This window comes from Parabacteroides provencensis, from assembly GCF_900232875.1.
Taxonomy (GTDB): Bacteria; Bacteroidota; Bacteroidia; order Bacteroidales; family Tannerellaceae; genus Parabacteroides; species Parabacteroides chinchillae.
In genome coordinates, this window is the sequence record NZ_LT960490.1 from 187,437 (window position 1) to 208,794 (window position 21,358).

Below are 21,358 nucleotides of genomic sequence, written 5' to 3' on the forward strand. Positions count from 1 at the left end.
GTCTTCTTCCGGTCACGATGTTGGATTACCGGAAGATAAAAAACGACTTTGACTCAGGTATTTGGGATCTTCTGCATAAATAAAAAGAACCGTTCCCCCTTTTATTGTATTGATAATGGGTTTACATAAAGATTGTGGCAAGGCCGGACATCCGAAGCTACGCCCCAAACGACCGGAAGCAATTGCGGAAGGGTTAGCATAATCTGCTCCATGAATTACGATAGCGCGTTCTTTTGCATTGTCGTTTATTCCTTTCTCTAATCCGTTAAGTATAAGAGAATAACCGTTTTTGCCTTGATAGGTGTTTCCGGTGATATAGAATCCTAATGAACTTTTATAGGAGCCGTTTTCATTGGAAAATGAGGTGGCATAATTGTTTCCGCTATTTTTTCCGTGCGATACAAGTGAAGAGAACAGGAGTTTATGATGTTTGATGTCAAGTACATATAATCGCTCTTCGGTGGATGGTTTGGTAAAATCAATCAGTGTAATAATGCCTTTGTCTTTTCTGTCAATTTTCTTGAATCCGGTGTAAGCTTTTTCAAATGCAATGTAGTTAATATGGTTTTCCAGCCCCATAATTTGGTAAAGCCTCCGGCATTCTGAAGTTGCAGAATATAAATCAGGCTTGGGTAAGTCATATTTGCCGGTATTCCGGGTAGACATGTAGTTGGCCGGTACGAAAAGCAGACACAGATATAATACCAATTTTAGCATAAACAGAAATAATAATGTCGCAAAGATATGATTTTTACTCTAATACAAAAACAATTGTTTCGTTAACAGGTGCCCAGTCATATATAAATTTCGCGTGAGACGTTGCATTTCGTACACACATGTGGGAGCGGGGAGTTGTACCCAATGACGGACTGTATTCTATCGGTGCGGTACGGGGTGCATTTACCGGAACCCCATGTATATAAGCTCCGTCGGTGAAACGACTGGCATAAGGGGCAAAGCCTCCGGTTTCTTGTGAACCGTCCACGAGATAGATCATTTTGGGTTTCTTTTCTTGAATAACAAAAATCCCTAATGGCGTTTCTTGAGCATAAGGAGGCCTGTGCAGACCGGTAGTTGATGGATTCATGCTTCGTACAAGCCATTTGCCGTTTGCTTTTTCCAAAGTTGCAATGTTCTGATTATGACGGTCAACAAAGATGGCTTTATTAAATGTTACCGTATCGTTGATCAGCCCGATATATCTTTGGGGAACCATCCATTCTCCGGGAGTATAAATGGTTTCTATCCGTATAAAATTACCGTCTTTTCCTTTTATGCGTACTAATTCTCCATCATGTCCGTATCTTTCAGGGGTAATAGTATCTGATAATAAATAAAGAGGTGCCGACTGATAGCGTTCTATCCCTAGAGTGTCGGACACTCTTTTATATGCGTTTCTTATATAGTTGCGGATAAGGGGCGCTTCCCCGTTCCTGTTCTTATAGTTTTGCAGTATTCCCCATTGGGATGGTTTCTGCTGGATTGTTTCAAGCAATGCCAGGTCTTTACGTATTTTATCCCATTGAAATTGACGGGTGGTATCTTTATAGGGATATGTATCTTTTAACGTGTGTTTGTCATAAAGCAAGTCTTTTTCTATTGTAATATTTTCGGCATGTATAGCTCTTATTGTGTCAGCCTTTTCTGTTTTAACGGAATCCTGAATTATTATATCTTCATTGGGTACAATTTCCTTTTGGGAAGGCGTACAGTTGTAGAATATACCTAGACAGGTAATGAGCAAGGAGATGAGGATTTTCATTCTTTTTATTCTGTTTTTATTACTGACAATGTAAATATATCAATTTTTTCTGATTGATACGCTGACTTAATTAAGACCATTTTGTAAGGTGAATTGTTCATTATACGGATAGTTATATCTGATTATTCAAATCTAAAGTATGCCTCCGAATGCAAAAAAGCGTGTATCTTTGTATCGAATTAAAATACGAATCATTTCAGTATAGAATATGAAAAGAGTTTTCTGCCCTAAATGTGATAATCAATTATCGTTCGACGAAACTAAATATCCGGAAGGAAAAGTTCTTGCATTTGTCTGCCCTCAATGCGGTTCTCAGTTTAAGGTGAAACTAGGACGGAAAGTGGTGCGCACAAAGACAGGGGAGGAAAAGGAAGTAAAAGAACCTGATTTTTCTTGCGGTTATATCTCTGTGATAGAGAATACATTTGCTTTTAAGCAAGACTTACCTTTGGTTTTGGGTGACAATGTAATAGGCCGTCGTAATAAAGATACCGACGGTGTGGAAGTTCCTATTATTACCAGTGATCCCAGTATGGGACGTAAACATTGTGTTATTAATGTGAAACAGGATGCCAGAGGGAAATATATTTATACTTTACGCGATTTCCCCAGCTTGACAGGTACATTCCTCCGGAGTGTTTTATTAGGCAAAAAAGAACAGGTAAGGATTGGCGAAGGTGCCGTTATTACACTTGGTGCTACGACTTTCATACTTCATACACCGGATGGGGAAGAGGAAGATAATTTTATAGGATAAATATCTTCAGTGGCTGCATCTTTGTGAAATTGATCTTTAACATCGGGGTCGGAATGATGGCAGATAAGGGGATTTTGGCGTTTGTTTTGGGAGTGATAGTTATCGACTTCCTTTCAATTCGGAATGCAGCACTGAAGAATATTTATAATCATATATACAATTTAGTTTTGACGTTCAAATATTAAACAGTCTGGGATAGATTTGGCTCAATACCGTTAACGTAAAGAATCAAAAAGAAAATAAATAAATGAGAGAAACAACTGCGCCGATAGCCAATAAAACCGTATTTCATATCCTGGTGGCTTTGAATATCAGCCATTGTATGAACGATATGGGTGAAGTCATATCGGATTTGCATTTGGTGTGGCGGGCATTGCATCTGCTGTTTTAGGTAATATGGCAGACTGCTTCGGAATTGAGGCTGTTTACAATGTTTGTGCCTATATGCCGTTGTTAGGTTTGGTTACGTGGTTCCTGCCCGATCTAAGGAAGCGTTGAACAATCATCACTGAGCATCTGTTATAAACCAAAACTTAACGCACAAAACTAATTTTACTATGGTTAATAATATAGCCTGTTACGGCATGCTATTCCTTTCTTTTTTTCCGGTTTCTTTGATTGCTCAGGAAGAAAAACTGGAACTAAGTTTGGAACAATCCATGGAATTGCTTCATAAAGAGAATAAAAGTCTGAAGATTGCCGGCAAGGAGGTGGAGTTAGCCCGTAATGAACATCAGAGACTTAATTCGTTTTGGTATCCTTCGCTTACTGCTGCGGGCGCTTATGTCCATATGTCTAATCCGGTAGAGGTTAAGCAGCCGTTGGATCAGTTTACCGAACCGGCAAAGGATTTTGTACATACCATTCTGCCGGATGACCAGTTCATCTCATCTATTTTGGATAAAATAGGAGCTAATACACTTACATTTCCATTGGTTTCTCAGAATCTGACAACTATCGATGCAAACATTACCTGGCCTGTTTTTACTGGGGGAAAGCGTATTTATGCCAATAAAATCGGGAAGACGATGGTGAATCTGGCAGAAGTAAACCGTAATCAGGTAGATGCTACCCAGCAAGCCTTGTTGGTAACCAATTACTTTGGACTACGCCTTGGGCAGCGTGTTGTAGATGTGAAAGAGGAAACTTTTACATCTTTGAAGACTCACTATGAACAAGCCCTCAAATTAGAACAAAACGGCATGATTAATCGTGCCGAACGTCTTTTTGCCCAGGTTAGTATGGATGAGGCAAAACGTGAGCTTGAGTCTGCCCGTAAAGATTTATCTGTTGCTCAGCAAGCACTAAAAGCTCTGTTGAATATGGAATCTGAGAAAGATATACAGACAACCTCTTCTTTATTTATAAATGACGTGATTCCTCCTGCACAATACTTCAAAGAACAGATTCCTACGGGAAATTACTTGGTAACCCAGTTGAAATTACAGGAAAGCATGGCTCATGATGAATTGCAGATAGGGCGTTCTGCTTATGTTCCTAATATTGCATTATTCGGAAAGCAAACATTATATGCGCACGGTGTAGATAAATATCTTATGCCTCGTACAATGATCGGTGTTGGTTTTACCTGGAACATCTTTGACGGATTGAACCGGGAAAAAAAGATTCGCCAGGCTAAGCTTGCCAGCCAGTCTTTAGCTTTAGGAAAAGAAAAAGCGGTGACCGACCTGGAAGTTGGCGTAGATAAATTCTACTCGCAAATACAGAATGCACTGGATAATGTTAAAGCCCTGAATACAACAATGGAAATGAGCGAAGAGCTTGTTCGTATTCGTAAGAAATCTTTTCAGGAAGGGATGGCTACATCTACCGAAGTAGTGGATGCCGAAGTGATGCTCTCTAAAGTAAAGACCGCTTTTTTGATGGCCTATTATCAATATGATGTTGCCCTTATTAGCTTGCTTTCTGTTTGCGGAATCCCTGAAGCGTTTCAGCAATACAAAGCAGAGGGCAAGACTGAACATTTTATATTCTCTGAAGATTAAAAACGTTGATTTATGGATAAGACAAGGAAATATTTAAGTATCTCTTTTATTGTGATACTCGTAGCAGTTGTGATTATATCGGCTGCCGGTATGATTTTATTGGGTAAAAAGCCTGTAATATTGCAAGGACAGATAGAATCAACAGAAATCCGTATATCGGGTAAGCTTCCCGGTCGTATCGATACGTTTCTTGTGAAGGAAGGGCAATTTGTAAAACAGGGTGATACCCTTGTTGTTATAAACAGCCCCGAAGCACAGGCGAAGTATCAGCAGGCAAATGCAATGGAAGATGTTGCCATTTACCAGCATCAGAAGGTAGATGAAGGGACTCGTAAGCAAATTATCAACTCCCTTTTGCAGTTGTGGAATAAATCCAAATCCGATTTGCAATTGGCCGGCACAACTTATAAACGGATTCAGGCTTTATATAAAGATAGCGTTGTTACTTCACAACGTAAAGATGAAGTGGAAGCTCTCTATCAGGCCGCTGTTGCTAATGAAAAGGCGGCACACAGCCAGTATCAGATGGCTGTTGAAGGTGCTCGGTTGCAGGATAAGAAAAGTGCACGTTCGTTGGTGCAAGCTGCTCGTGGAACGGTAGAGGAAGTAGAAGCACTGTTGCAGGATGCACGTTTGACTGCTCCTGAATCCGGGCAAATCTCTACGATATTTCCTAAACGGGGTGAGTTGGTAGGAGCCGGTATGCCGATTATGAATCTGGTTGTGTTGGACGACGTGCATGTAGTATTAAATGTCCGTGAAGATCGTTTACCCTTCTTTAAAATGGGCGGTACATTTCTGGCAGATGTTCCGGCAATCGATAAGAAAGGGATTGAATTTAAAATCTATTATATCAGTCCTCTTGGCAGCTTTGCCACCTGGAAATCTACAAAACAGACCGGTAGTTACGATCTTCGTACCTTTCAGTTGCATGCGTCTCCTACCTCAAAAGTGGAGGGGCTAAGGCCGGGTATGTCTGTACTTGTGGAATTTGAAAATTGAATAATCGTAAAGAGTATGACGTATTTTGTTTCGGTTCTCACAAGAGAGATGAAGAGGATGGTTTCCCGTAGGCTTTACTTCGGGGTATGCATCATTCTGCCTCTATTCTGTGTGTTTTTCATGGCTACAATCTTTGGGAACGGTCAAATGGAAAATATTCCGATAGGAATAGTAGACCAGGATCAGACCGGGATGTCGCGCGAGGTTACCCGCCAGATCGGATCTGTTCCGACTTTTCGCGTTACTGCACATTATACGGATGCAGAAGCTGCCCGAAAGGCTACACAAGCAAAAGAAATATACGGTTATTTAGTCATACCTTATCAGTTCGAGGCAAATGCTACGGCAGGTCGTGAGGCTGTTTTGTCGTACTACTATCATTATGCTTTATTGAGTGTGGGAGGCGAAGTAAGGTCGGCATTTGAGACTACTTTGCGTACTTTATCAATGGCTCCCGTTGTAGCACAAGCTACGGCTGCGGGAGTAGGGGTGGATCAGGTTACAACTTTCCTGCTGCCTGTTAAATCGAGCAGTCATCCTTTATTCAACCCCGATTTGGACTACTCCGTTTATTTGAGCCAACCCTTTTTCTATATCTTCTTTCAGGTAATAATATTGCTTGTGACTGTTTATGCCGTGGGAAGCGAAATCAAGTTCAAGACAGGAGATGAATGGATTACCTCGGCCGGTGGGAATATGGTGATAGCCATGTTGGGGAAGTTGCTTCCTTATACGGTTATCTTCAGTATCATGAGCGTGTTTGCAAATTATGTCTTGTTCGGAGTAATGCACATACCTTTTTCCTGTGGGTTCTGGCCGCTTAATCTTGTTGCTATCCTGTTTGTTATTGCTACACAGGCGATGGCGGTGTTTATCTTCTCGCTTTTTCCTGCAATTAGTATTATTATCAGTATTGTCTCTATGGTGGGATCTTTGGGGGCAACCTTATCGGGGGTAACTTTCCCGGTTGCTTCCATGTACGCTCCGGTTTATTATACTTCTTTTCTTTTCCCGGTTCGGCACTTTGTGGAAATATGCCAGAACCTTTTATATGGCGATTATGGATTTGCTTATGCCTGGCAGAGTATAGCTTTATTGTTTGTTTATATACTGCTTGCTTTGCTGATGTTGCCACATTTGAAACATGCTGTATTAAGTCATAAGTATGAAAATATTGAGTGAATATGAAGAAATATCTAGCAGATATAGCAGAGATTATATATGATGAATTTCGTGTAATCAGTACCAGCTACTCTATTTTACTGGTTCTGATAGGTGGCATATTTGTTTATGGCCTTCTTTATAATTACATGTATGCTCCGGATGTGGTGCGCAATGCGCCTGTTGCCGTGGTGGATCATTCTCACAGCGAACTAAGCAGACAGTTTACCCGTTATCTGAATGTAACGCCCCAGGTAGAGGTGCTGACTAACGCCGTGGATTACACAGAAGCGCAGGATCTGATGAAGCGTGATCAGGTGGTTGGTATTGTTTATATTCCGGATGATTTTGAAGATCGTGTTTCGCGCGGCGGACAGTCTGTTTTTATTATGTATGAAACTACCAGCGCATTTCTTTATTATATGTCGATGCAGGAAGCTTCTGCAGCAGCTATGCTGGCCCTGGATGAAGACTACCGCCCCAATATGATGGTATTCCTGCCGGAACAAGCGGCTTCGCAGCTGGCTATGGCTCAGCCAATCACTGTTGTCGGAACCGCACTTTATAATCACACGGAAGGTTATGGTTCTTATCTGATTCCGGCAGTATTGATTATTATTGTTTTCCAAACACTAATGATGCTTATCGGAATGATAAGCGGGAGAGAACGGCATACGGGTTCTATAGCCCGGTTTGCTTCTCAGGGACTCTCTTTCGGACGTATGGCACGGGTGGTAGCGGCTAAGACGTTTGTTTATGTTATGCTTTATGCTATTTTTTGTTGTTTCCTTTTAGGACTGATTCCCTTGTTGTTTGGTATGCCGGCTATCGGAAATCCGTTCGAAATCGTCATGTTGCTGATCCCTTTTCTTCTTGCTACCAGTTTTCTGGGATTGGCTGCATCCCTGTTTTTCACAGACTCGGAAGCACCTTTGTTGATGATTGCGTTTTTTTCTGTCGGGTTAGTCTTTCTTTCAGGCGTGTCTTATCCTTTGGAACTGATGCCGTGGTATTGGAGGGTTGCCCACTATATTCTGCCGGTCTCGCCCGCAACATTGGGATATGTGCAGTTAAGTTCAATGGGAGCCTCTTTATCCCAGATTTCGGGGGAGTATATTACGTTGTGGATACAGTGCCTTGTTTATTTCGTTCTGGCTTGTTTTACCTATAAATATACAACAGGAAAGGTGAAGCACTCCCACGGCATAAGGTGAGACATTCCCACGGCATAGGGTGAGACACTCCCACGGCATAGGGTGAGACACTCCCACGGCATAAGGTGAGACACTCTCACGGCATAGGGTGAGACACTCTCACGGAAAGGTAGGATACTTATCTATATTTTCTGTACAGTTATGGCCTGTGCTCTAAAATTATCCCTATTTTTGCCGGGTATATCTGATAACATGAAATAAAATGAAACGAGTACTACTATTTTTGGTGATATGTTGCCATATCCTGACACTGGCTGCCCAGAAAAAAGCTCCTAAATGGATGGAGAAGGAAAAGAATGCCGTATTAACGGTTACTACGTATAAAAAAGACAATACGGTACTTCATAAAGGACTGGGATTCTTTGTCAGTGAATCGGGAGAAGCCCTTTCGGCCTATTCTCTTTTTAAGGATGCGCAAAAAGCAAATGTAACTGACGCGGCAGGCAATACCTATCCGGTAACTTTTATTATTGGTGCTGACGAATTGTATGATGTCATAAAAGTACAGGTATCTGTCCCTAAAAAGGTATCTTATCTGCCGTTGGCTTCGGAGTCATTGCCAATCGATACAAAAGTTTATCTGATGCCCTATTCTACAGGTAAAAATATTGCTTTTAGTGAGGGGCAGATTACAGAAGTCTCCAGGCTGAAGGACTCTTACAGCTATTATAAAATAAGCTTTCCACTAATGACAGGGCAGTCTAATGCTCCAATGCTTACGGAGAATGGCGAAGTGTTCGGGCTTGCACAGGATGATGCTTCCGGCAAAAATGCAAATTCGTATGCTGTTTCGGCCAGATATGCCAATAGCCTGGCTCTTAAGTCGTCGGATGCTTTTAATACGGTCTATACTTCGATCGGAATACGGAAGGCATGGCCGGCATCGGCGGATGAAGCGCTGGTTTCTCTTTATCTTATGGCAAGTACGCAGAATACAAAAGAATACCTGAATACGTTGAATGATTTTATTGCCCGCTTCCCGAATGTTCCCGAGGGATATCTGAATCGTGCTTCACATTATGCATATAACCGTGCCGTGCTGGCTTCCGGTCCGGCTGAAGAATCAAAACTCCTTGCTTTGGCTTTGGAAGATATTAACACTTCCGGGAAGTATAGTAAAAGCAAAGGTGATATGTGGTTTAACAAGGCCAAGCTAATTTACGGCGTCTCTGCCGATTCTACTTTAAATGATAAAAACTGGACAGTGGATGCTGCTTTGGAATCTCTTCAACAAGCTATAAAGGAAGACGATCAGCCTGTTTATCACCAGTTGTTGGGTGATATTTATTTTGCACGCAAGAATTATGAAGATGCATATGCCAATTATATGATAACCAATAACAGTAACGTGGCTTCTTCTGCTTCTTATTATATGGCGGCAAAAGCAAGGGAGAATATGCCAGGTGCTAATTTTGGCGAATTAATTATGTTGTTGGATAGCGCTATTGCCAAAAATGGCACTACGGCCTCTGCGGAAACAGCGGAGTATGTGCTCGAACGTGTGGAATTGCGTATGAAATTAATGCAATATAAAGAGGCTGTAGACGATTACGATTTATATTATCTTCTTATGGGAGGGCGTGTATCCGATGCTTTCTTCTATTATCGCGAACAAGCCAAATTCCGTTTAGGTGATCTGGCCGGTGCTTTGAAAGATATCCGGGAAGCTATAAAGATGAGTCCGCAAGATCCGAATTATTATGCAGAAGAAGCTTCTATATATATCCGTATGCAAACTTGCGATCAGGCATTAGCCAGCATAGAAAAGGCGTTAAGCATTGCACCGGACTTTGCAGCCTGTTATCGTCTGAAAGGAGTATGTTTCATTAGACAGGAAAAGAAAGCTGAGGCATGCGCTGCATTTCAAAAGGCGAAAGAGCTGGGCGACCCCGTTGCTGATAAATTAATTCAGGAACATTGTAAATAACAGAGGACTTACAGGTGGCAGAAATATGAAAGATGTTATGTCTTAATACTAACTGCCACCTGCCGGTTCTTAATTTATAAACGCTTTAAAGTCGTTTATTTTATCATTAAGGATGAGGCTTTCGGGAAAATCTGTTTCCATTAGCAATTCGTTAATATGATCGTAGCATGCAATGTCAAAACTGATGTGCGCATCACTTCCTAATATCACCGGTATATCATACTTCTTGCATAGTTTCAATATCTCAATATTGTTTTTGCGTGCCGATGGCTTATTTCTTATCGGATTCAATGAGCTATTGTTAATCTCCAAAAGCGTACGACTTTCTTTAGCGGCTAATACAATTGGCTCGAAGTTCAACAACGCAGTGCCGTCTCCCGGATGACTGATTATATTGATGGCCGGATTGCGAATAGCTCCAATCATAGCTGAAGTGTTTTCGTCTATTGTTCCCGGGGTATAGCAAAGAGAGTGTATACCGGCAATCTTAATGTCAAGCATCGGAAAATAGCTTTCCGGTAAATCTACCGAACCTTTGTAATCAATAATATTTAGCTCCGCACCAAGTAATAATTCGACGCCGTACATTTGACGGGGAACAACATGCAAATTACGGAAATAAATCGGATCGCAAGTCCCTGGAATACCTGGCGAATGCTCTGTTATTCCGAGTACTTTTAATTTCTTCTCAGCTGCAGCCTGTGCCATTTCCTGTAAGCTGCTAAAAGCATGCCCACTGGCTATTGTATGTGTATGTACGTCTAATAAAATATCCATGATCATTGTATTTACTCTATTGCAAAGATATGAATTAAACTAGTTCTAAATATCTGGTGTTTGCTCGTATCTCTTTTGTGAATGTCAAGTCGTGTGATACAACCAATATAGTTCCTCTATACTCATTCATAACAGTGGTAATTATATCGATACTGTGTATGTCCAGGTTGTTAGTAGGCTCGTCCAATATAAAAAGATCCGGAGCCTGATTACTTATCATCAGGCAACAGAATACCAGACGCATTTTTTCACCGCCGCTTAACTGTTTACATTTTTTATCCCAGGTGCCAAAAGGGAAAAGATAACGGTTCAGTATCATTTTTAATTCATGTTCTGCAAGGAGTTTTGTATTATACTCTTTTACTTGTTCATAGATTGATAAATCCGGCTGGATGATGGAATATTCCTGATCTATATATACATAATTAAAATCGGCACGGACAATGATCCCCTCTGTAGGTTCTAATTGCCCGGTGATAAGTTTAAGAAGAGTTGTTTTACCGCTGCCATTGTTTCCGAGCAAAGAAAGACGGTCGCCGCTCCTGACTTCAAAACTTAGAGGCTCTTTCCATAACAGGTTGTTGTTATATCCGAAATTGATGTTTTTTGCAGATATCAGTATTTTACCAGTATGTAAATCTGAAGAGCTGAAATCGAGTTTCATACCTTGTATATTGGGTAAAGATTTACGTAATCCGGCAATTTCTTCTGATAAGTCGGAGACTTTTTCCGTATGCGTTTCTTTTAATTTGGCAGTGCTTTTTTCGGCCTTACTTTGTAAACTGTTCAATACGATCTTTGGAATGCCCTTTCGTATATTTGCTTTTTTGCCTCTGCTATCATGTTTTTCCTGGCGTTCTGCGCTTTCCTGTGCTGTTTTTCGGATTACACGCAACTCTTTTTCTTTGCTTTCAAGTTTAGAAAAAAGAGCATTTTGCTGCTGTCTTTTTATATCTTTGTAGAAATCATAGTTTCCTCCATAGGCAGTAATTCCTAGTTTGCTTAATTCATAAATGTACGAAAGTTTATTTAGTAATATACGGTCATGACTAACAACGATCATGGTAGCCGGCGTCGATAGTATCAGGTTATATAACTTTTCACGGCTATTCCTGTCCAGATGGTTTGTAGGCTCGTCCATTAGTAGAATCTGCGGATTATGGATTTGGATGCCTGCTAAGAATACTTTGGTCTTTTCTCCGCCGCTCAATGTTCCTATCCGTTGATTAAGTTGAATGTGCCCTAATCCCCAGACAGAAAGCGCAGCAAGGCTTCTTTCTTCTATATTCCAGTCATCATCCAGCAGTGTGAAATTAGTAGTAGAGGCATCGCCATCCAGAATGGCGTGCAGGGACTTTAATTTTGTTTCAATATTTAATGCTTCAGCAACCGTCAGTTCATTAAACTGTCCGAAGTGTTGAGGCACATAATAAGGAGAGGAGGAGGCAATAATCTCCCCTTTTTGTATTTTTAAAAAGCCGCTTATCAGATGTAATAAGGTTGATTTACCGGTACCGTTGTTGCCTATCAGTGCTACTTTGTCTCCTTTATAAATTGAAAAACTTATGTTATCGAATAAGGTTGTATTGTCTGGATGTTTGTATGTTAAATTCTTTGTTACTATACTCATACTCTTGATTATATTAAAATTATACATGATGTGGATGGCCGGGGAATTGCATAAACCGGAGGGAATAAATCTGAAATAGTTAGCAGGCATATATTTTGCTTGCTATAAAGAGTATGTTTAAGTTAATATCTGATTTAATTGCCGGTATGCAGTAAAATCGGGATACTTTTACGTAACCCGGCCTGACAATTAATAAACCCGCTTGTAGAAAGGTTATTCAGATATTTTCATCGGAGTAATTATATGATTTAACGGCTCAAATATAGTATAAATATTCAATTATTAAACAAACCTGTCTCGTATTTCTTTATTAGGCAGCATACAAGTTTCTTTTTTTCCAAACCAGCGATATCTGTTCCTGGAAATTATAAGATATAGATAGTTGCGGATAAATGCAGGAATAGTGATCAACGGAAACAGAAGTTCCCAGCCTCTTTTCAGGTCTTTAAATATGTATAATACGGCTGTGGATTGCTGATAATATTTACCCTTTCTAATGTAGATGATGCTTTGGTTGTCGTTGTTTATTGTAAATTGTTTTTGCAGGTTTTGTCCTGTTTCTGACTGTATTGCTGCAAACCGGAAGATTGCTTTTTTATCTCTTTTGATTAAAAAGCAGACTACTCCGTTGCATAGATTGCAGATGCCATCAAATAATATAATGTTGGGATGCACAGTCATTATAGTTTATAATGCGTTGGTTTTATATGAGTTGATATTTGGCGGGCTTTCTGTCTGCATATTTAGGATATTGGAAAGCTGGCATGCCCAGCGCCATGATAGCGTGAATTTTTCCATCTATTCCCAGTTCTTTTGCCAAAGTATCTTTTTTTTCTTGCTTGATAGCGGTAAGAACAAAACCCATATATATTTGACTTACACCTAGAACCTGTGCCATTAAAGATGCGTTTTGGTATGCCAGATTAGAATCCTCACTCCCAAACCGGTTAGCTTTAGGCGTATGAATAAATAGAAGTGCCGTTGCCTTTCGGAGAATCGGATCATTGCCGGCTGCATGTTCCTGTTTTAGACGTTCAAATGTAGGTACATATTTATATACATCTTTCATAAATGGCTTCAGCAGGCACTTTATAACCGGATTTAGTAAAAACTTAGCCAAAGAGTTAAATGTATTGATCGTATAGTCGCTTACCTGGTGGAGCTTTGACGGATCTGTAATTATCGTGAAAGATACTGTTTGTGCATTTGTTGCGGTAGGCGCACAATTGGCTGCTTCCACAATTTTGTCCAGCATCTCTTTGGGTACAGGCCGGGTAGTGATGGTACGGTTGGAGCGACGGGATTTTATCAGTTCCATAAGCTGTTCCGGACCAGGCAGATAACTGTAATCTATTGTGTGAACATTTTCCAATGGAAATTCACTGTGCAGAACAGAGTTTGTAGGACAGACATCCACACAATGACCACATACAATGCAACTGTCGATATATTGTAACTCAATCGCTTCTTTGGTTTTTTTCCGGATAAAGATGTTAGCAGGACATACCTGTACGCATTTCTTACACTTTATGCATGTATTCTGTTCAATACTTAGTGTCATGATTGTTTTTGATTTGATATGCAACAAATGTATCAATAAATTTCGGATAAGAAAATGCTGTATGAAAAATGGGATTACGACTATTTTTATACTACTCCAAAAGATTATTAAAAAAACTCTGTCTATTTATTAATGTCACGTATGTAAGCGGCAGGCACACCTGCTACGATAGAATTCGGCTTTACATCCTTTGTTACCACCGCTCCCGCAGCTACAATAGCATTTTTAATTTAATTTTATGAGGACAAAGATCGGAAGCGCAAAAGAAAACCGTTGTAGACAGATTACAGATATGATAACCTTAATTACTTATTCTTTGTCTTATGACAAAATTTATGCTATTGTTTAAGGCTATTCCAGACCTGGGAAGCCTATCATTTCTATGTGAGCAGGAACTTATGAAGAACTGGCAAACTGAGCGTCACCATGCTTACGACCCATCGTGTCGGTCATACCATAGGAAACAATGATAGGGTATTCCTTTGAGTTTTAGCAATGCTTTATTAATCAATGCTATAATTGCAAAAGATGAACTCCTTGTTAATAAATTAAAGAACGAATTATCAAAAAGAGCTGCATTATGGGCAAATTCCCATTGATGTTATCCTTTAGATGAGAGAATATTTATTCGAGAGTCTAATATATTCTTTGAATATCCAATCTAGCTTTCCCTTTCTATAATTAATAAGGTCTATAGAATTTTCTAATAACGTTTCGATTTTCACATTACTATCTAAATATTGAAAGTCATCTAAATATGTACTTTCAATTACTTTAGGTAGGATTGTTACATTATATCCTTTGTTGGTGTGTTTTTCTAAATAGTAGAAAAGGGTATCAGTATTATTTAGACCACCCCCACAACCTTGTAACGCGAAACTGCCTAGTGAAAATTCTAAGAAGAGTTTACTTTCATCACCTTTGACTATAGGAACAACTAAATTCCATGCACCTAAAGTTGGTGTTTTTTGAATAAAGAGATAGATGGTAATATTTTCCTTAAAATCTCCAATATAGGAAATCTCACTACCATGTAAAGCTGTTTTGTAATCGTACCATTTATTTATTTCATTATTTGTGATTTCTTTCTGTGCAGATTCTTCAGGCTGTAATTGAACCTTGGTATTTTTCTTATTGAGATTAATAGAAAAATTAAAGAGATTGAATGCACTTATCGTATTACTAAAGTTGTTGAAACTTAATTTGAACATATCAATATATTATTAATCATGAGTTTATGCAAATGTAGTTGTTTTGTTTGTACTTAACAATATTCTTGAATATATGATTGATATGGTATTACTACTTTTTTTGATAGGGACATTAAATCCTCCTTTACTATAAAATGTAGTATCTATACATTAATCCATCTAGGAATTATGTAGTCTGTGTACCTTATTAAGTAAACTAACCAACATAAGAGTTTGAACTGTTGACAGTCGCTAGGTATTAGTCCCGTGGTCTTTTGATAGAAAAGCTGGTTATGTCATTGTATGCCAAGGGTGTGAATGTCACAGCTTGCTGCCTAAGTAAAAAGGGTGGCAGCATGGGCATTAAATTATTGTTAAAACCGCTTGCTTGTAGGTGCTTTAATGTAATAAAGTGACTTTGTTGAAGTCGTAGATATTGCCATCTTCTTAGATGAAAGAATGGTGAACGTATGCCCTTCATTCTCTCTCTAAGTTGGTTGAATCCGTCCGAGGAGACTGCTTTACCTTGCTATCTGTTGTTAGATGTATATAAACAAAAAAACTCCTGCAACCTTAATGATTACAGGAGTTTATAATATCAGTAATAATCTATTACTTCTTAATAGCCTCTTCGATAGCAACAGCTACAGCAACCGTAGCACCTACCATCGGGTTGTTACCCATACCCAGGAATCCCATCATTTCTACGTGGGCAGGAACTGATGAAGAACCAGCAAACTGAGCGTCACCGTGCATACGGCCCATTGTGTCGGTCATACCATAAGAAGCAGGACCTGCAGCCATGTTATCCGGGTGCAAAGTACGGCCTGTACCACCACCTGAAGCAACAGAGAAATACGGATGACCGTTTTCCATACATTCTTTCTTGTATGTGCCGGCTACCGGGTGCTGGAAGCGAGTCGGGTTAGTTGAGTTACCTGTGATAGATACGTCAACACCTTCTTTACGCATGATAGCAACACCTTCGCGAACATCGTCAGCACCGTAGCATTTTACTTTTGCACGCAGACCGGTTGAGTATGCTTTTTCTTCCACAACGTTTACGTCGCCAGTCATATAATCGAACTGAGTCTGAACATAAGTGAAACCGTTGATACGAGAAATAATTTTAGCAGCATCTTTACCCAGACCGTTCAGGATAACGCGCAACGGTTCTTTACGAACCTTATTTGCCATTTCAGCGATCTTGATAGCACCTTCGGCGGCAGCGAATGATTCGTGACCAGCCAGGAATGCGAAACATTTTGTTTCTTCGCGCAACAGACGTGCAGCCAGGTTACCGTGTCCGATACCTACCTTGCGGTCTTCAGCTACTGAACCGGCAATACAGAATGCCTGCAAACCGATACCGATAGCTTCGGCAGCATCAGCAGCATTTGTGCAACCTTTCTTGATAGCAATAGCAGCACCTACCACATATGCCCAGCAAGCGTTTTCGAAACAGATTGGTTGAGTTTCCTTACACATTGTATAAGGATCGATACCTTTAGCGTCGCAGATAGCTTTTGCATCTTCGATACCGTTGATACCATATTCTTTTAAAACCGCGTTGATATTATCAATACGACGGTCATAACTTTCAAATAAAGCCATATTATTTTATTTTTTTAAATTCTTATTTACCAGGAATAAAGATACCAGAAAATTGAAAACAAGCACACCTCCGCAGCAGGCAACATAAAAAGCCAACCAGGGCTTTTCCGGCTTTATTACGAAATAAGCGATTGCCGTTCCCACAACTGTTATTGCGGTAAGTCCCAGCAGGACGCGTGTCAGTGTTTTCTTATTCATTACGAGGATCGATATATTTTACAGCTTCTTTGAAACGACCGTAAGAACCTTTCGCTTTTTCCAGTGCTTCGTTAGCGTCGATACCCTTCTTAACCATATCCATGAATTTGCCCAGATGGATAAATTCATAACCGATTACTTCATCGTCTGCATCTAATGCCATACGGGTACAGTATCCTTCTGCCATTTCCAGGTAACGTACACCCTTAGCTAATGTACCGAACATTGTTCCAACCTGACTGCGAAGACCTTTTCCCAAATCTTCCAGACCAGCGCCGATTGGCAGACCACCTTCTGAGAAAGCAGATTGAGTACGACCGTAAACGATCTGCAGGAATAATTCACGCATAGCAGTGTTGATAGCGTCACAAACAAGGTCTGTGTTCAATGCTTCCAGCAATGTTTTGCCCGGAAGGATTTCTGAAGCCATCGCAGCAGAGTGAGTCATACCTGAACAGCCGATAGTTTCTACAAGGGCCTCCTGAATGATTCCGTCTTTAACGTTCAGAGTCAGCTTACATCCACCTTGTTTTGGTGCACACCAACCGATACCGTGAGTCAAACCAGAGATGTCTGTTATCTGAGTTGCTCTAACCCACTTTCCTTCTTCAGGAATCGGAGCACACTGGTGGTTAGCTCCCTTCTTTACAACACACATGTGTTGAACTTCATGTGAATAAATCATAATCGCTAATTTATTATATTAAAGTGATAATAAAAATTTATGCTAATTTTATACTAAGTACTGCTATTGGAAATCCGCGCAAAGATAAAATTTTTAATTTAGCCCTGCAACGGCAAGGTTCGTTATTTGTTCTGGTCGTTAAGATTAAGTAACGTATTATTCAGAAATATTTGCCAGCTTACGGGAGCTATCTTTTTCATCATTAATGTCACACCACAATACTTCTCTTGCGACAAGCGGACGGCTTTAACTATTCTGGCCTGATCATCCGGGTTTGCAGTAACATGGTAAGTGACTAGAAAAGAGGTGTACACCATTGGTATCCCGTCTGATGTTTCGGCTGCGACATGAATAGAAAGACTATCAAAGCGTACCCGCATTTTACGGAAAAGGGGTGCTACATCCATACCGGTACAGCCGGCAAGTGCAACAAGCATAAGTGCTTTTGGACGTGGTCCTTCATCATTACCACCGTTTTCTACGGATGTATCGATAGTGATGGGATGGCCATTCAGTTCTGTTTCGAATGTGGTATCTTTTTTCCACTTTAAAGTAATTTGAGCAGGCATAGGCGTGTAAGATTATAGTTTGCTCAAAGTTAGAAGAAAAATAAGAAAGGTGCAAAATAAGGATTGTTTTTTATAATCATCCCGATCATTTTCAAAAATCATCTCGATAAATTATAAAAATGATCGGGATGATTTTGTAATAAGAAAACGGGCTATTCCATAAGCAAATTATTACTTGCGGAATAGCCCGTTGGCTGTTTATTTTAGAAAAAAGTTTTTCTTATTTGACTACTTCTTTAAGTTTGGTATTTAGTTCGTCGCCGTGCAGATTTTTAGCGATGATCGTACCGTCTTTGTCAACCAGTACCGTGTGTGGAATGCTGTTTACACCATAAAGAGCTGCACCAGCATTCTTCCAACCTTGAAGGTCTGACAATTGAGGCCATGTGATATTCAGGTCTTTTACACCTTTTGCCCATGCATCAGCATTGCTGTCCAATGAAATACCAATAATTTCGAAACCTTTGTTTTTATATTGCTTGTAAGCATTAACCAGATTAGGCATTTCGCGACGGCATGGAGGGCACCAGGAAGCCCAGAAATCAATAAGAACTACATTCTTGCCATTTCCTACGTATTCGGATAATTTATGCATTTGTCCTTTTGCATCAGCCATTTCAAAGTCGGTAAATTGTTTACCTACTGCCACATTCTTCAGAATGTTAAGATGATCTATCATTGCATTAATACCCGGAACAGTCTTGAATACGGAGTCTGCCTGCGCAATGATGTCATTCTGTTCATCTTCTGTTAAGTTGTAGCGGAAGTCATAGAACAATTTAGCAGCCGACTGTTTGTTGTTGTTGTCTGTGATATAAGATTTTACGAATGAAGTTACAGCAGCATCAATCTCATCCAATTTCTTTCCTGCAGCTTCGGCAACTTCTTTGTCTTCCGATTTTATGTCTTTTATCAGCTTATCCCAGTCTTGACGGGTTGCCTTCATTTTATCCTGCAGTGTTGTCAAGGCATCATTTTCGGGTGTCCCTTTTACAGAAGAAGAAGGGCCTAACGTTGCCTGAAGTTTACCGTTTTCCAAAATGAATGTGGCAGAGAAGGGGGCGTTTTCTCCTGTATTGGCACGAACAGGTTCTACTACATCTTCTGCAAAACGAAGCGTGCGAAGAGCCGGTGTTTCTTGTGTACCTTTTAAAGTGAAAGTACCGTTTTGTACCAAAGCACTGTCGAGTGGTGCTGCATCGTTAGAACCGTATGTATATAAATATACATATTTCCCATTCAGGTTGGAGTCTGAAACTGTACCGGTGATATCATATCCCGGTTTTTCACTACAAGCCATCAATAAAGCGGCGGAAGCAGCAAAGAAAAGATACTTTTTCATTTGTTTATCTGTTTAAGTGATATGTTATTAATATAACTTTCCAAAGATACAAAGAGTTTATAAATACTTATTGGCAATGCAGAATAATTAGATAAAAACGTATTCTCACTCTTTTAGTCGTATTCCGTTCTCTTCTATAGAGATAAGCCCTTGCTTGTATAAAGCTCCGATGGCTTGTTTGAATGCTTTTTTGCTGCAACGGAACAAGGAATAGATAACATCAGGCTCGCTTTTGTCGTGTACCGGAATGTAACCGCCTTGCGCTTTCAATGATTCTAATATGGTACCGGTTATACCTTCTACCTTTTTATAACCTAGGGGAGTAAGGCTGACATCTATTTTTTCGTCCTCGCGAACATCTTTTATATATCCTTTTAAATGTTCTCCCTTTTCGAGCCGGCGAAATACTTCATTGTGATAAATTAATCCCCAATGCGAGTTGTTTATAATGACTTTGTATCCGATTTCGGTCTCTTCTGCAACCAACAAATCCACTTCTTGATTGTGTTCATACAAAGGAGGGGTATTGTTAAGGAATTTATCGATACGTGCAGAAGCCATGATACGTCCCGTAACATGGTCAAGACGTACATATACAAGATACCATTTACCTTCTCTCATTGGCATTTTTTGCTCTTTGAAAGGAACAAGCAAATCTTTCATAATGCCCCAGTTGAGAAAAGCCCCGGTATTATTAACTGATTTTACTTCCATGTATTGAAATTCGCCAACCAAAGCTAAAGGTTTGGCTGTTGTTGCTATAATGCGCCCTTCGTTGTCATGATAGATAAACACTTCCACTTCGTCTCCCGGTTTTACATTCTTCGGAACATAACGCGCCGGAAGGAGAATTTCCAGATCGTTTCCGCCATCCAAATAGACTCCGAAATCCAAATCCTTAACTATTCTAAGAGTATTATATTTTCCAATTTCTACCATAAATCAATTTGTTTTGTGACAAACATACGCAATAATTCATGAAAAAGCCCTAAAACCGTTGATAATTTTAGCCCTGCATGCAGCAATATATCGGGTATTGCATCGTTATTAATGTAACTTTAAATTTAGGAACAATTATTGTTGTTTTCCGCTGGTTTAAAAGTCGTATATTTGCACCTTATTTGAATATTAGTAAAGTTTATGAGAGTGAAATTAGTATCAGTAGTAGGAGTCGTATTGCTAACTTTATTGTTAGGATCGTGTGGGACGCCAAAAGATGTCATTTATTTCCAAGGAATAGATTCGTTGACACCGGAACAAAAAGAAGCTATGAACCAATCATATAATACAAGAATAGTTCCGGATGATTTATTAAATATCACTGTTACGGCATGGGATCCTTCTGTGGTAACACCGTTTAATCCTCCTACGTATGCTTATTCACAACAGGGAGATCAACCCGTTTTTGCATCTCAGTCTTTATATAATTATCTGGTAGATAAAGATGGTATGATTAATTTTCCTGTGTTGGGCATGTTGCATGTTGCCGGGATGACCAAGCAGGAGCTGAGCAAGATGTTGGAAGAAAAGATATCTAAATACGTAAAAGACCCATTGGTAAATATACAAATTTCAAACTTCAAAGTGACTTTGATGGGAGAAGTTAACCGACCGGGATCGTTAACTGCACGTAATGACCGTTTGTCTATATTGGATGCTATCGGCCAGTCTGGCGATTTAACGATTAATGCAAACAGAAAGAATATCTTGATAATAAGAGATGAAAACGGACAAAAGGAAATGGCGCGTTTGGATTTAACTGATCCTGCAATATTTGCTTCTCCTTATTATTACCTGCGTCAGAATGACGTTATATATGTTGAACCTAATAAGGCTAAAAAGAAAAACGCACGTTATAGTCAGGCTCAACAATATAATATAACTGTATTTTCTTCTGTGATCAGTGCTGTGTCAATCATAACATCAATGGTTATTACAATTATTAATACTTCAAAGAAATAAA

The 21,358-nt window shown here is 39.8% G+C and carries 21 protein-coding genes and 3 pseudogenes; 9 read left to right on the forward strand and 15 right to left on the reverse strand.

The genetic code is table 11. The annotated features are described in order from the left end of the window. Positions 1 to 12 precede the first annotated feature (12 nt). On the reverse strand, positions 13 to 717 hold the full coding sequence (locus CTY47_RS12050; protein WP_099465037.1) for a murein L,D-transpeptidase catalytic domain family protein: 705 nt from the start codon (positions 715 to 717) through the stop codon (positions 13 to 15). 34 nt (positions 718 to 751) lie between these two features. Further along, a complete protein-coding gene (locus tag CTY47_RS12055) occupies positions 752 to 1,762 on the reverse strand; it encodes a L,D-transpeptidase (protein ID WP_099465038.1) in 1,011 nt (336 codons plus the stop codon). Between the two features lie 208 nt (positions 1,763 to 1,970). On the opposite strand from CTY47_RS12055, the gene CTY47_RS12060 reads away from it, so the two are divergent. The 8 genes and pseudogenes from CTY47_RS12060 (at position 1,971) to CTY47_RS12090 (ending at position 9,829) form a co-directional block, all read left to right on the forward strand. Then, a complete protein-coding gene (locus tag CTY47_RS12060) occupies positions 1,971 to 2,519 on the forward strand; it encodes an FHA domain-containing protein (protein WP_099465039.1) in 549 nt (182 codons plus the stop codon). A gap of 247 nt (positions 2,520 to 2,766) precedes the next feature. Next, positions 2,767 to 2,910, forward strand: coding sequence for a hypothetical protein (locus CTY47_RS16925; protein WP_158228534.1), 144 nt, complete (start codon positions 2,767 to 2,769; stop codon positions 2,908 to 2,910). After that, positions 2,868 to 3,017: pseudogene (locus CTY47_RS12065) on the forward strand (MFS transporter); the annotation flags it as partial. The gene CTY47_RS16925 and the pseudogene CTY47_RS12065, both read left to right, overlap by 43 nt. 59 nt (positions 3,018 to 3,076) lie before the next feature. Continuing rightward, on the forward strand, positions 3,077 to 4,525 hold the full coding sequence (locus CTY47_RS12070) for a TolC family protein (RefSeq protein WP_099465040.1): 1,449 nt from the start codon (positions 3,077 to 3,079) through the stop codon (positions 4,523 to 4,525). A gap of 12 nt (positions 4,526 to 4,537) precedes the next feature. Continuing rightward, positions 4,538 to 5,527: an HlyD family secretion protein gene (locus CTY47_RS12075; RefSeq protein ID WP_099465041.1), complete on the forward strand. Its 990-nt coding sequence runs from the start codon at positions 4,538 to 4,540 to the stop codon at positions 5,525 to 5,527. A gap of 15 nt (positions 5,528 to 5,542) precedes the next feature. After that, entirely contained in the window at positions 5,543 to 6,709 is a 1,167-nt protein-coding gene (locus CTY47_RS12080; RefSeq protein ID WP_099465042.1) for an ABC transporter permease, read from the forward strand. A 2-nt stretch (positions 6,710 to 6,711) separates the two neighbouring features. Continuing rightward, a complete protein-coding gene (locus tag CTY47_RS12085; protein WP_099465043.1) occupies positions 6,712 to 7,902 on the forward strand; it encodes an ABC transporter permease in 1,191 nt (396 codons plus the stop codon). Between the two features lie 202 nt (positions 7,903 to 8,104). Next, complete coding sequence (locus CTY47_RS12090; RefSeq protein WP_099465044.1) at positions 8,105 to 9,829, forward strand: serine protease; 1,725 nt, start codon at positions 8,105 to 8,107, stop codon at positions 9,827 to 9,829. Positions 9,830 to 9,898: 69 nt separating this feature from the next. Here the strand turns inward: CTY47_RS12090 and CTY47_RS12095 are convergent, their stop codons facing one another. From CTY47_RS12095 to CTY47_RS12145, 13 genes and pseudogenes are all read right to left on the reverse strand, one after another. Next, complete coding sequence (locus CTY47_RS12095; protein WP_099465045.1) at positions 9,899 to 10,606, reverse strand: phosphatase; 708 nt, start codon at positions 10,604 to 10,606, stop codon at positions 9,899 to 9,901. A gap of 34 nt (positions 10,607 to 10,640) precedes the next feature. After that, on the reverse strand, positions 10,641 to 12,236 hold the full coding sequence (gene abc-f, locus CTY47_RS12100) for a ribosomal protection-like ABC-F family protein (protein WP_099465270.1): 1,596 nt from the start codon (positions 12,234 to 12,236) through the stop codon (positions 10,641 to 10,643). A gap of 282 nt (positions 12,237 to 12,518) precedes the next feature. Further along, complete coding sequence (locus CTY47_RS12105) at positions 12,519 to 12,917, reverse strand: thiol-disulfide oxidoreductase DCC family protein (protein ID WP_099465046.1); 399 nt, start codon at positions 12,915 to 12,917, stop codon at positions 12,519 to 12,521. 22 nt (positions 12,918 to 12,939) lie between these two features. Continuing rightward, positions 12,940 to 13,797, reverse strand: a complete 858-nt coding sequence (locus tag CTY47_RS12110) for a nitroreductase family protein (RefSeq protein ID WP_099465047.1) — start codon at positions 13,795 to 13,797, stop codon at positions 12,940 to 12,942. 122 nt (positions 13,798 to 13,919) lie between these two features. Beyond that, positions 13,920 to 14,021: pseudogene (locus CTY47_RS17425) on the reverse strand (sugar O-acetyltransferase); the annotation flags it as partial. Positions 14,022 to 14,196: 175 nt separating this feature from the next. Further along, positions 14,197 to 14,259: pseudogene (locus CTY47_RS16800) on the reverse strand (GGGtGRT protein); the annotation flags it as partial. A 146-nt stretch (positions 14,260 to 14,405) separates the two neighbouring features. After that, positions 14,406 to 15,008: a hypothetical protein gene (locus tag CTY47_RS12115; protein WP_099465048.1), complete on the reverse strand. Its 603-nt coding sequence runs from the start codon at positions 15,006 to 15,008 to the stop codon at positions 14,406 to 14,408. 591 nt (positions 15,009 to 15,599) lie between these two features. Beyond that, the gene (locus CTY47_RS12120) at positions 15,600 to 16,601 is read right to left on the reverse strand and encodes a GGGtGRT protein (protein ID WP_099465049.1); all 1,002 of its coding nucleotides are present in this window, start codon (positions 16,599 to 16,601) and stop codon (positions 15,600 to 15,602) included. A 6-nt stretch (positions 16,602 to 16,607) separates the two neighbouring features. Further along, positions 16,608 to 16,799: a hypothetical protein gene (locus tag CTY47_RS12125; RefSeq protein ID WP_099465050.1), complete on the reverse strand. Its 192-nt coding sequence runs from the start codon at positions 16,797 to 16,799 to the stop codon at positions 16,608 to 16,610. After that, positions 16,792 to 17,484 carry an iron-sulfur cluster assembly scaffold protein gene (locus CTY47_RS12130; RefSeq protein ID WP_099465051.1) on the reverse strand — a complete coding sequence of 231 codons (693 nt, stop codon included), beginning with the start codon at positions 17,482 to 17,484 and terminating at the stop codon, positions 16,792 to 16,794. The genes CTY47_RS12125 and CTY47_RS12130 overlap by 8 nt, the downstream gene beginning before the upstream one ends. A 122-nt stretch (positions 17,485 to 17,606) precedes the next feature. After that, on the reverse strand, positions 17,607 to 18,053 hold the full coding sequence (locus CTY47_RS12135; protein ID WP_099465052.1) for an OsmC family protein: 447 nt from the start codon (positions 18,051 to 18,053) through the stop codon (positions 17,607 to 17,609). 220 nt (positions 18,054 to 18,273) lie between these two features. Then, positions 18,274 to 19,395 carry a TlpA disulfide reductase family protein gene (locus tag CTY47_RS12140; protein WP_099465053.1) on the reverse strand — a complete coding sequence of 374 codons (1,122 nt, stop codon included), beginning with the start codon at positions 19,393 to 19,395 and terminating at the stop codon, positions 18,274 to 18,276. Between the two features lie 105 nt (positions 19,396 to 19,500). After that, positions 19,501 to 20,334 carry a CvfB family protein gene (locus CTY47_RS12145; RefSeq protein WP_099465054.1) on the reverse strand — a complete coding sequence of 278 codons (834 nt, stop codon included), beginning with the start codon at positions 20,332 to 20,334 and terminating at the stop codon, positions 19,501 to 19,503. 201 nt (positions 20,335 to 20,535) lie between these two features. Here CTY47_RS12145 and CTY47_RS12150 point away from each other — a divergent pair, with 201 nt between their 5' ends. Next, positions 20,536 to 21,357, forward strand: a complete 822-nt coding sequence (locus CTY47_RS12150) for a polysaccharide biosynthesis/export family protein (RefSeq protein ID WP_099465055.1) — start codon at positions 20,536 to 20,538, stop codon at positions 21,355 to 21,357. The last annotated feature ends 1 nt before the right edge of the window (position 21,358 follow it).

Excerpts from the sequence above, each read along its gene's own strand:
- CTY47_RS12050 (WP_099465037.1), bottom strand. The coding sequence starts at position 717 with ATGCTAAAATTGGTATTATATCTGTGTCTGCTTTTCGTACCGGCCAAC.
- CTY47_RS12055 (WP_099465038.1), bottom strand. The coding sequence starts at position 1,762 with ATGAAAATCCTCATCTCCTTGCTCATTACCTGTCTAGGTATATTCTAC.
- CTY47_RS12060 (WP_099465039.1), top strand. The coding sequence starts at position 1,971 with ATGAAAAGAGTTTTCTGCCCTAAATGTGATAATCAATTATCGTTCGAC.
- CTY47_RS16925 (WP_158228534.1), top strand. The coding sequence starts at position 2,767 with ATGAGAGAAACAACTGCGCCGATAGCCAATAAAACCGTATTTCATATC.
- CTY47_RS12070 (WP_099465040.1), top strand. The coding sequence starts at position 3,077 with ATGGTTAATAATATAGCCTGTTACGGCATGCTATTCCTTTCTTTTTTT.
- CTY47_RS12075 (WP_099465041.1), top strand. The coding sequence starts at position 4,538 with ATGGATAAGACAAGGAAATATTTAAGTATCTCTTTTATTGTGATACTC.
- CTY47_RS12080 (WP_099465042.1), top strand. The coding sequence starts at position 5,543 with ATGACGTATTTTGTTTCGGTTCTCACAAGAGAGATGAAGAGGATGGTT.
- CTY47_RS12085 (WP_099465043.1), top strand. The coding sequence starts at position 6,712 with ATGAAGAAATATCTAGCAGATATAGCAGAGATTATATATGATGAATTT.
- CTY47_RS12090 (WP_099465044.1), top strand. The coding sequence starts at position 8,105 with ATGAAACGAGTACTACTATTTTTGGTGATATGTTGCCATATCCTGACA.
- CTY47_RS12095 (WP_099465045.1), bottom strand. The coding sequence starts at position 10,606 with ATGGATATTTTATTAGACGTACATACACATACAATAGCCAGTGGGCAT.
- abc-f (WP_099465270.1), bottom strand. The coding sequence starts at position 12,236 with ATGAGTATAGTAACAAAGAATTTAACATACAAACATCCAGACAATACA.
- CTY47_RS12105 (WP_099465046.1), bottom strand. The coding sequence starts at position 12,917 with ATGACTGTGCATCCCAACATTATATTATTTGATGGCATCTGCAATCTA.
- CTY47_RS12110 (WP_099465047.1), bottom strand. The coding sequence starts at position 13,797 with ATGACACTAAGTATTGAACAGAATACATGCATAAAGTGTAAGAAATGC.
- CTY47_RS12115 (WP_099465048.1), bottom strand. The coding sequence starts at position 15,008 with ATGTTCAAATTAAGTTTCAACAACTTTAGTAATACGATAAGTGCATTC.
- CTY47_RS12120 (WP_099465049.1), bottom strand. The coding sequence starts at position 16,601 with ATGGCTTTATTTGAAAGTTATGACCGTCGTATTGATAATATCAACGCG.
- CTY47_RS12125 (WP_099465050.1), bottom strand. The coding sequence starts at position 16,799 with ATGAATAAGAAAACACTGACACGCGTCCTGCTGGGACTTACCGCAATA.
- CTY47_RS12130 (WP_099465051.1), bottom strand. The coding sequence starts at position 17,484 with ATGATTTATTCACATGAAGTTCAACACATGTGTGTTGTAAAGAAGGGA.
- CTY47_RS12135 (WP_099465052.1), bottom strand. The coding sequence starts at position 18,053 with ATGCCTGCTCAAATTACTTTAAAGTGGAAAAAAGATACCACATTCGAA.
- CTY47_RS12140 (WP_099465053.1), bottom strand. The coding sequence starts at position 19,395 with ATGAAAAAGTATCTTTTCTTTGCTGCTTCCGCCGCTTTATTGATGGCT.
- CTY47_RS12145 (WP_099465054.1), bottom strand. The coding sequence starts at position 20,334 with ATGGTAGAAATTGGAAAATATAATACTCTTAGAATAGTTAAGGATTTG.
- CTY47_RS12150 (WP_099465055.1), top strand. The coding sequence starts at position 20,536 with ATGAGAGTGAAATTAGTATCAGTAGTAGGAGTCGTATTGCTAACTTTA.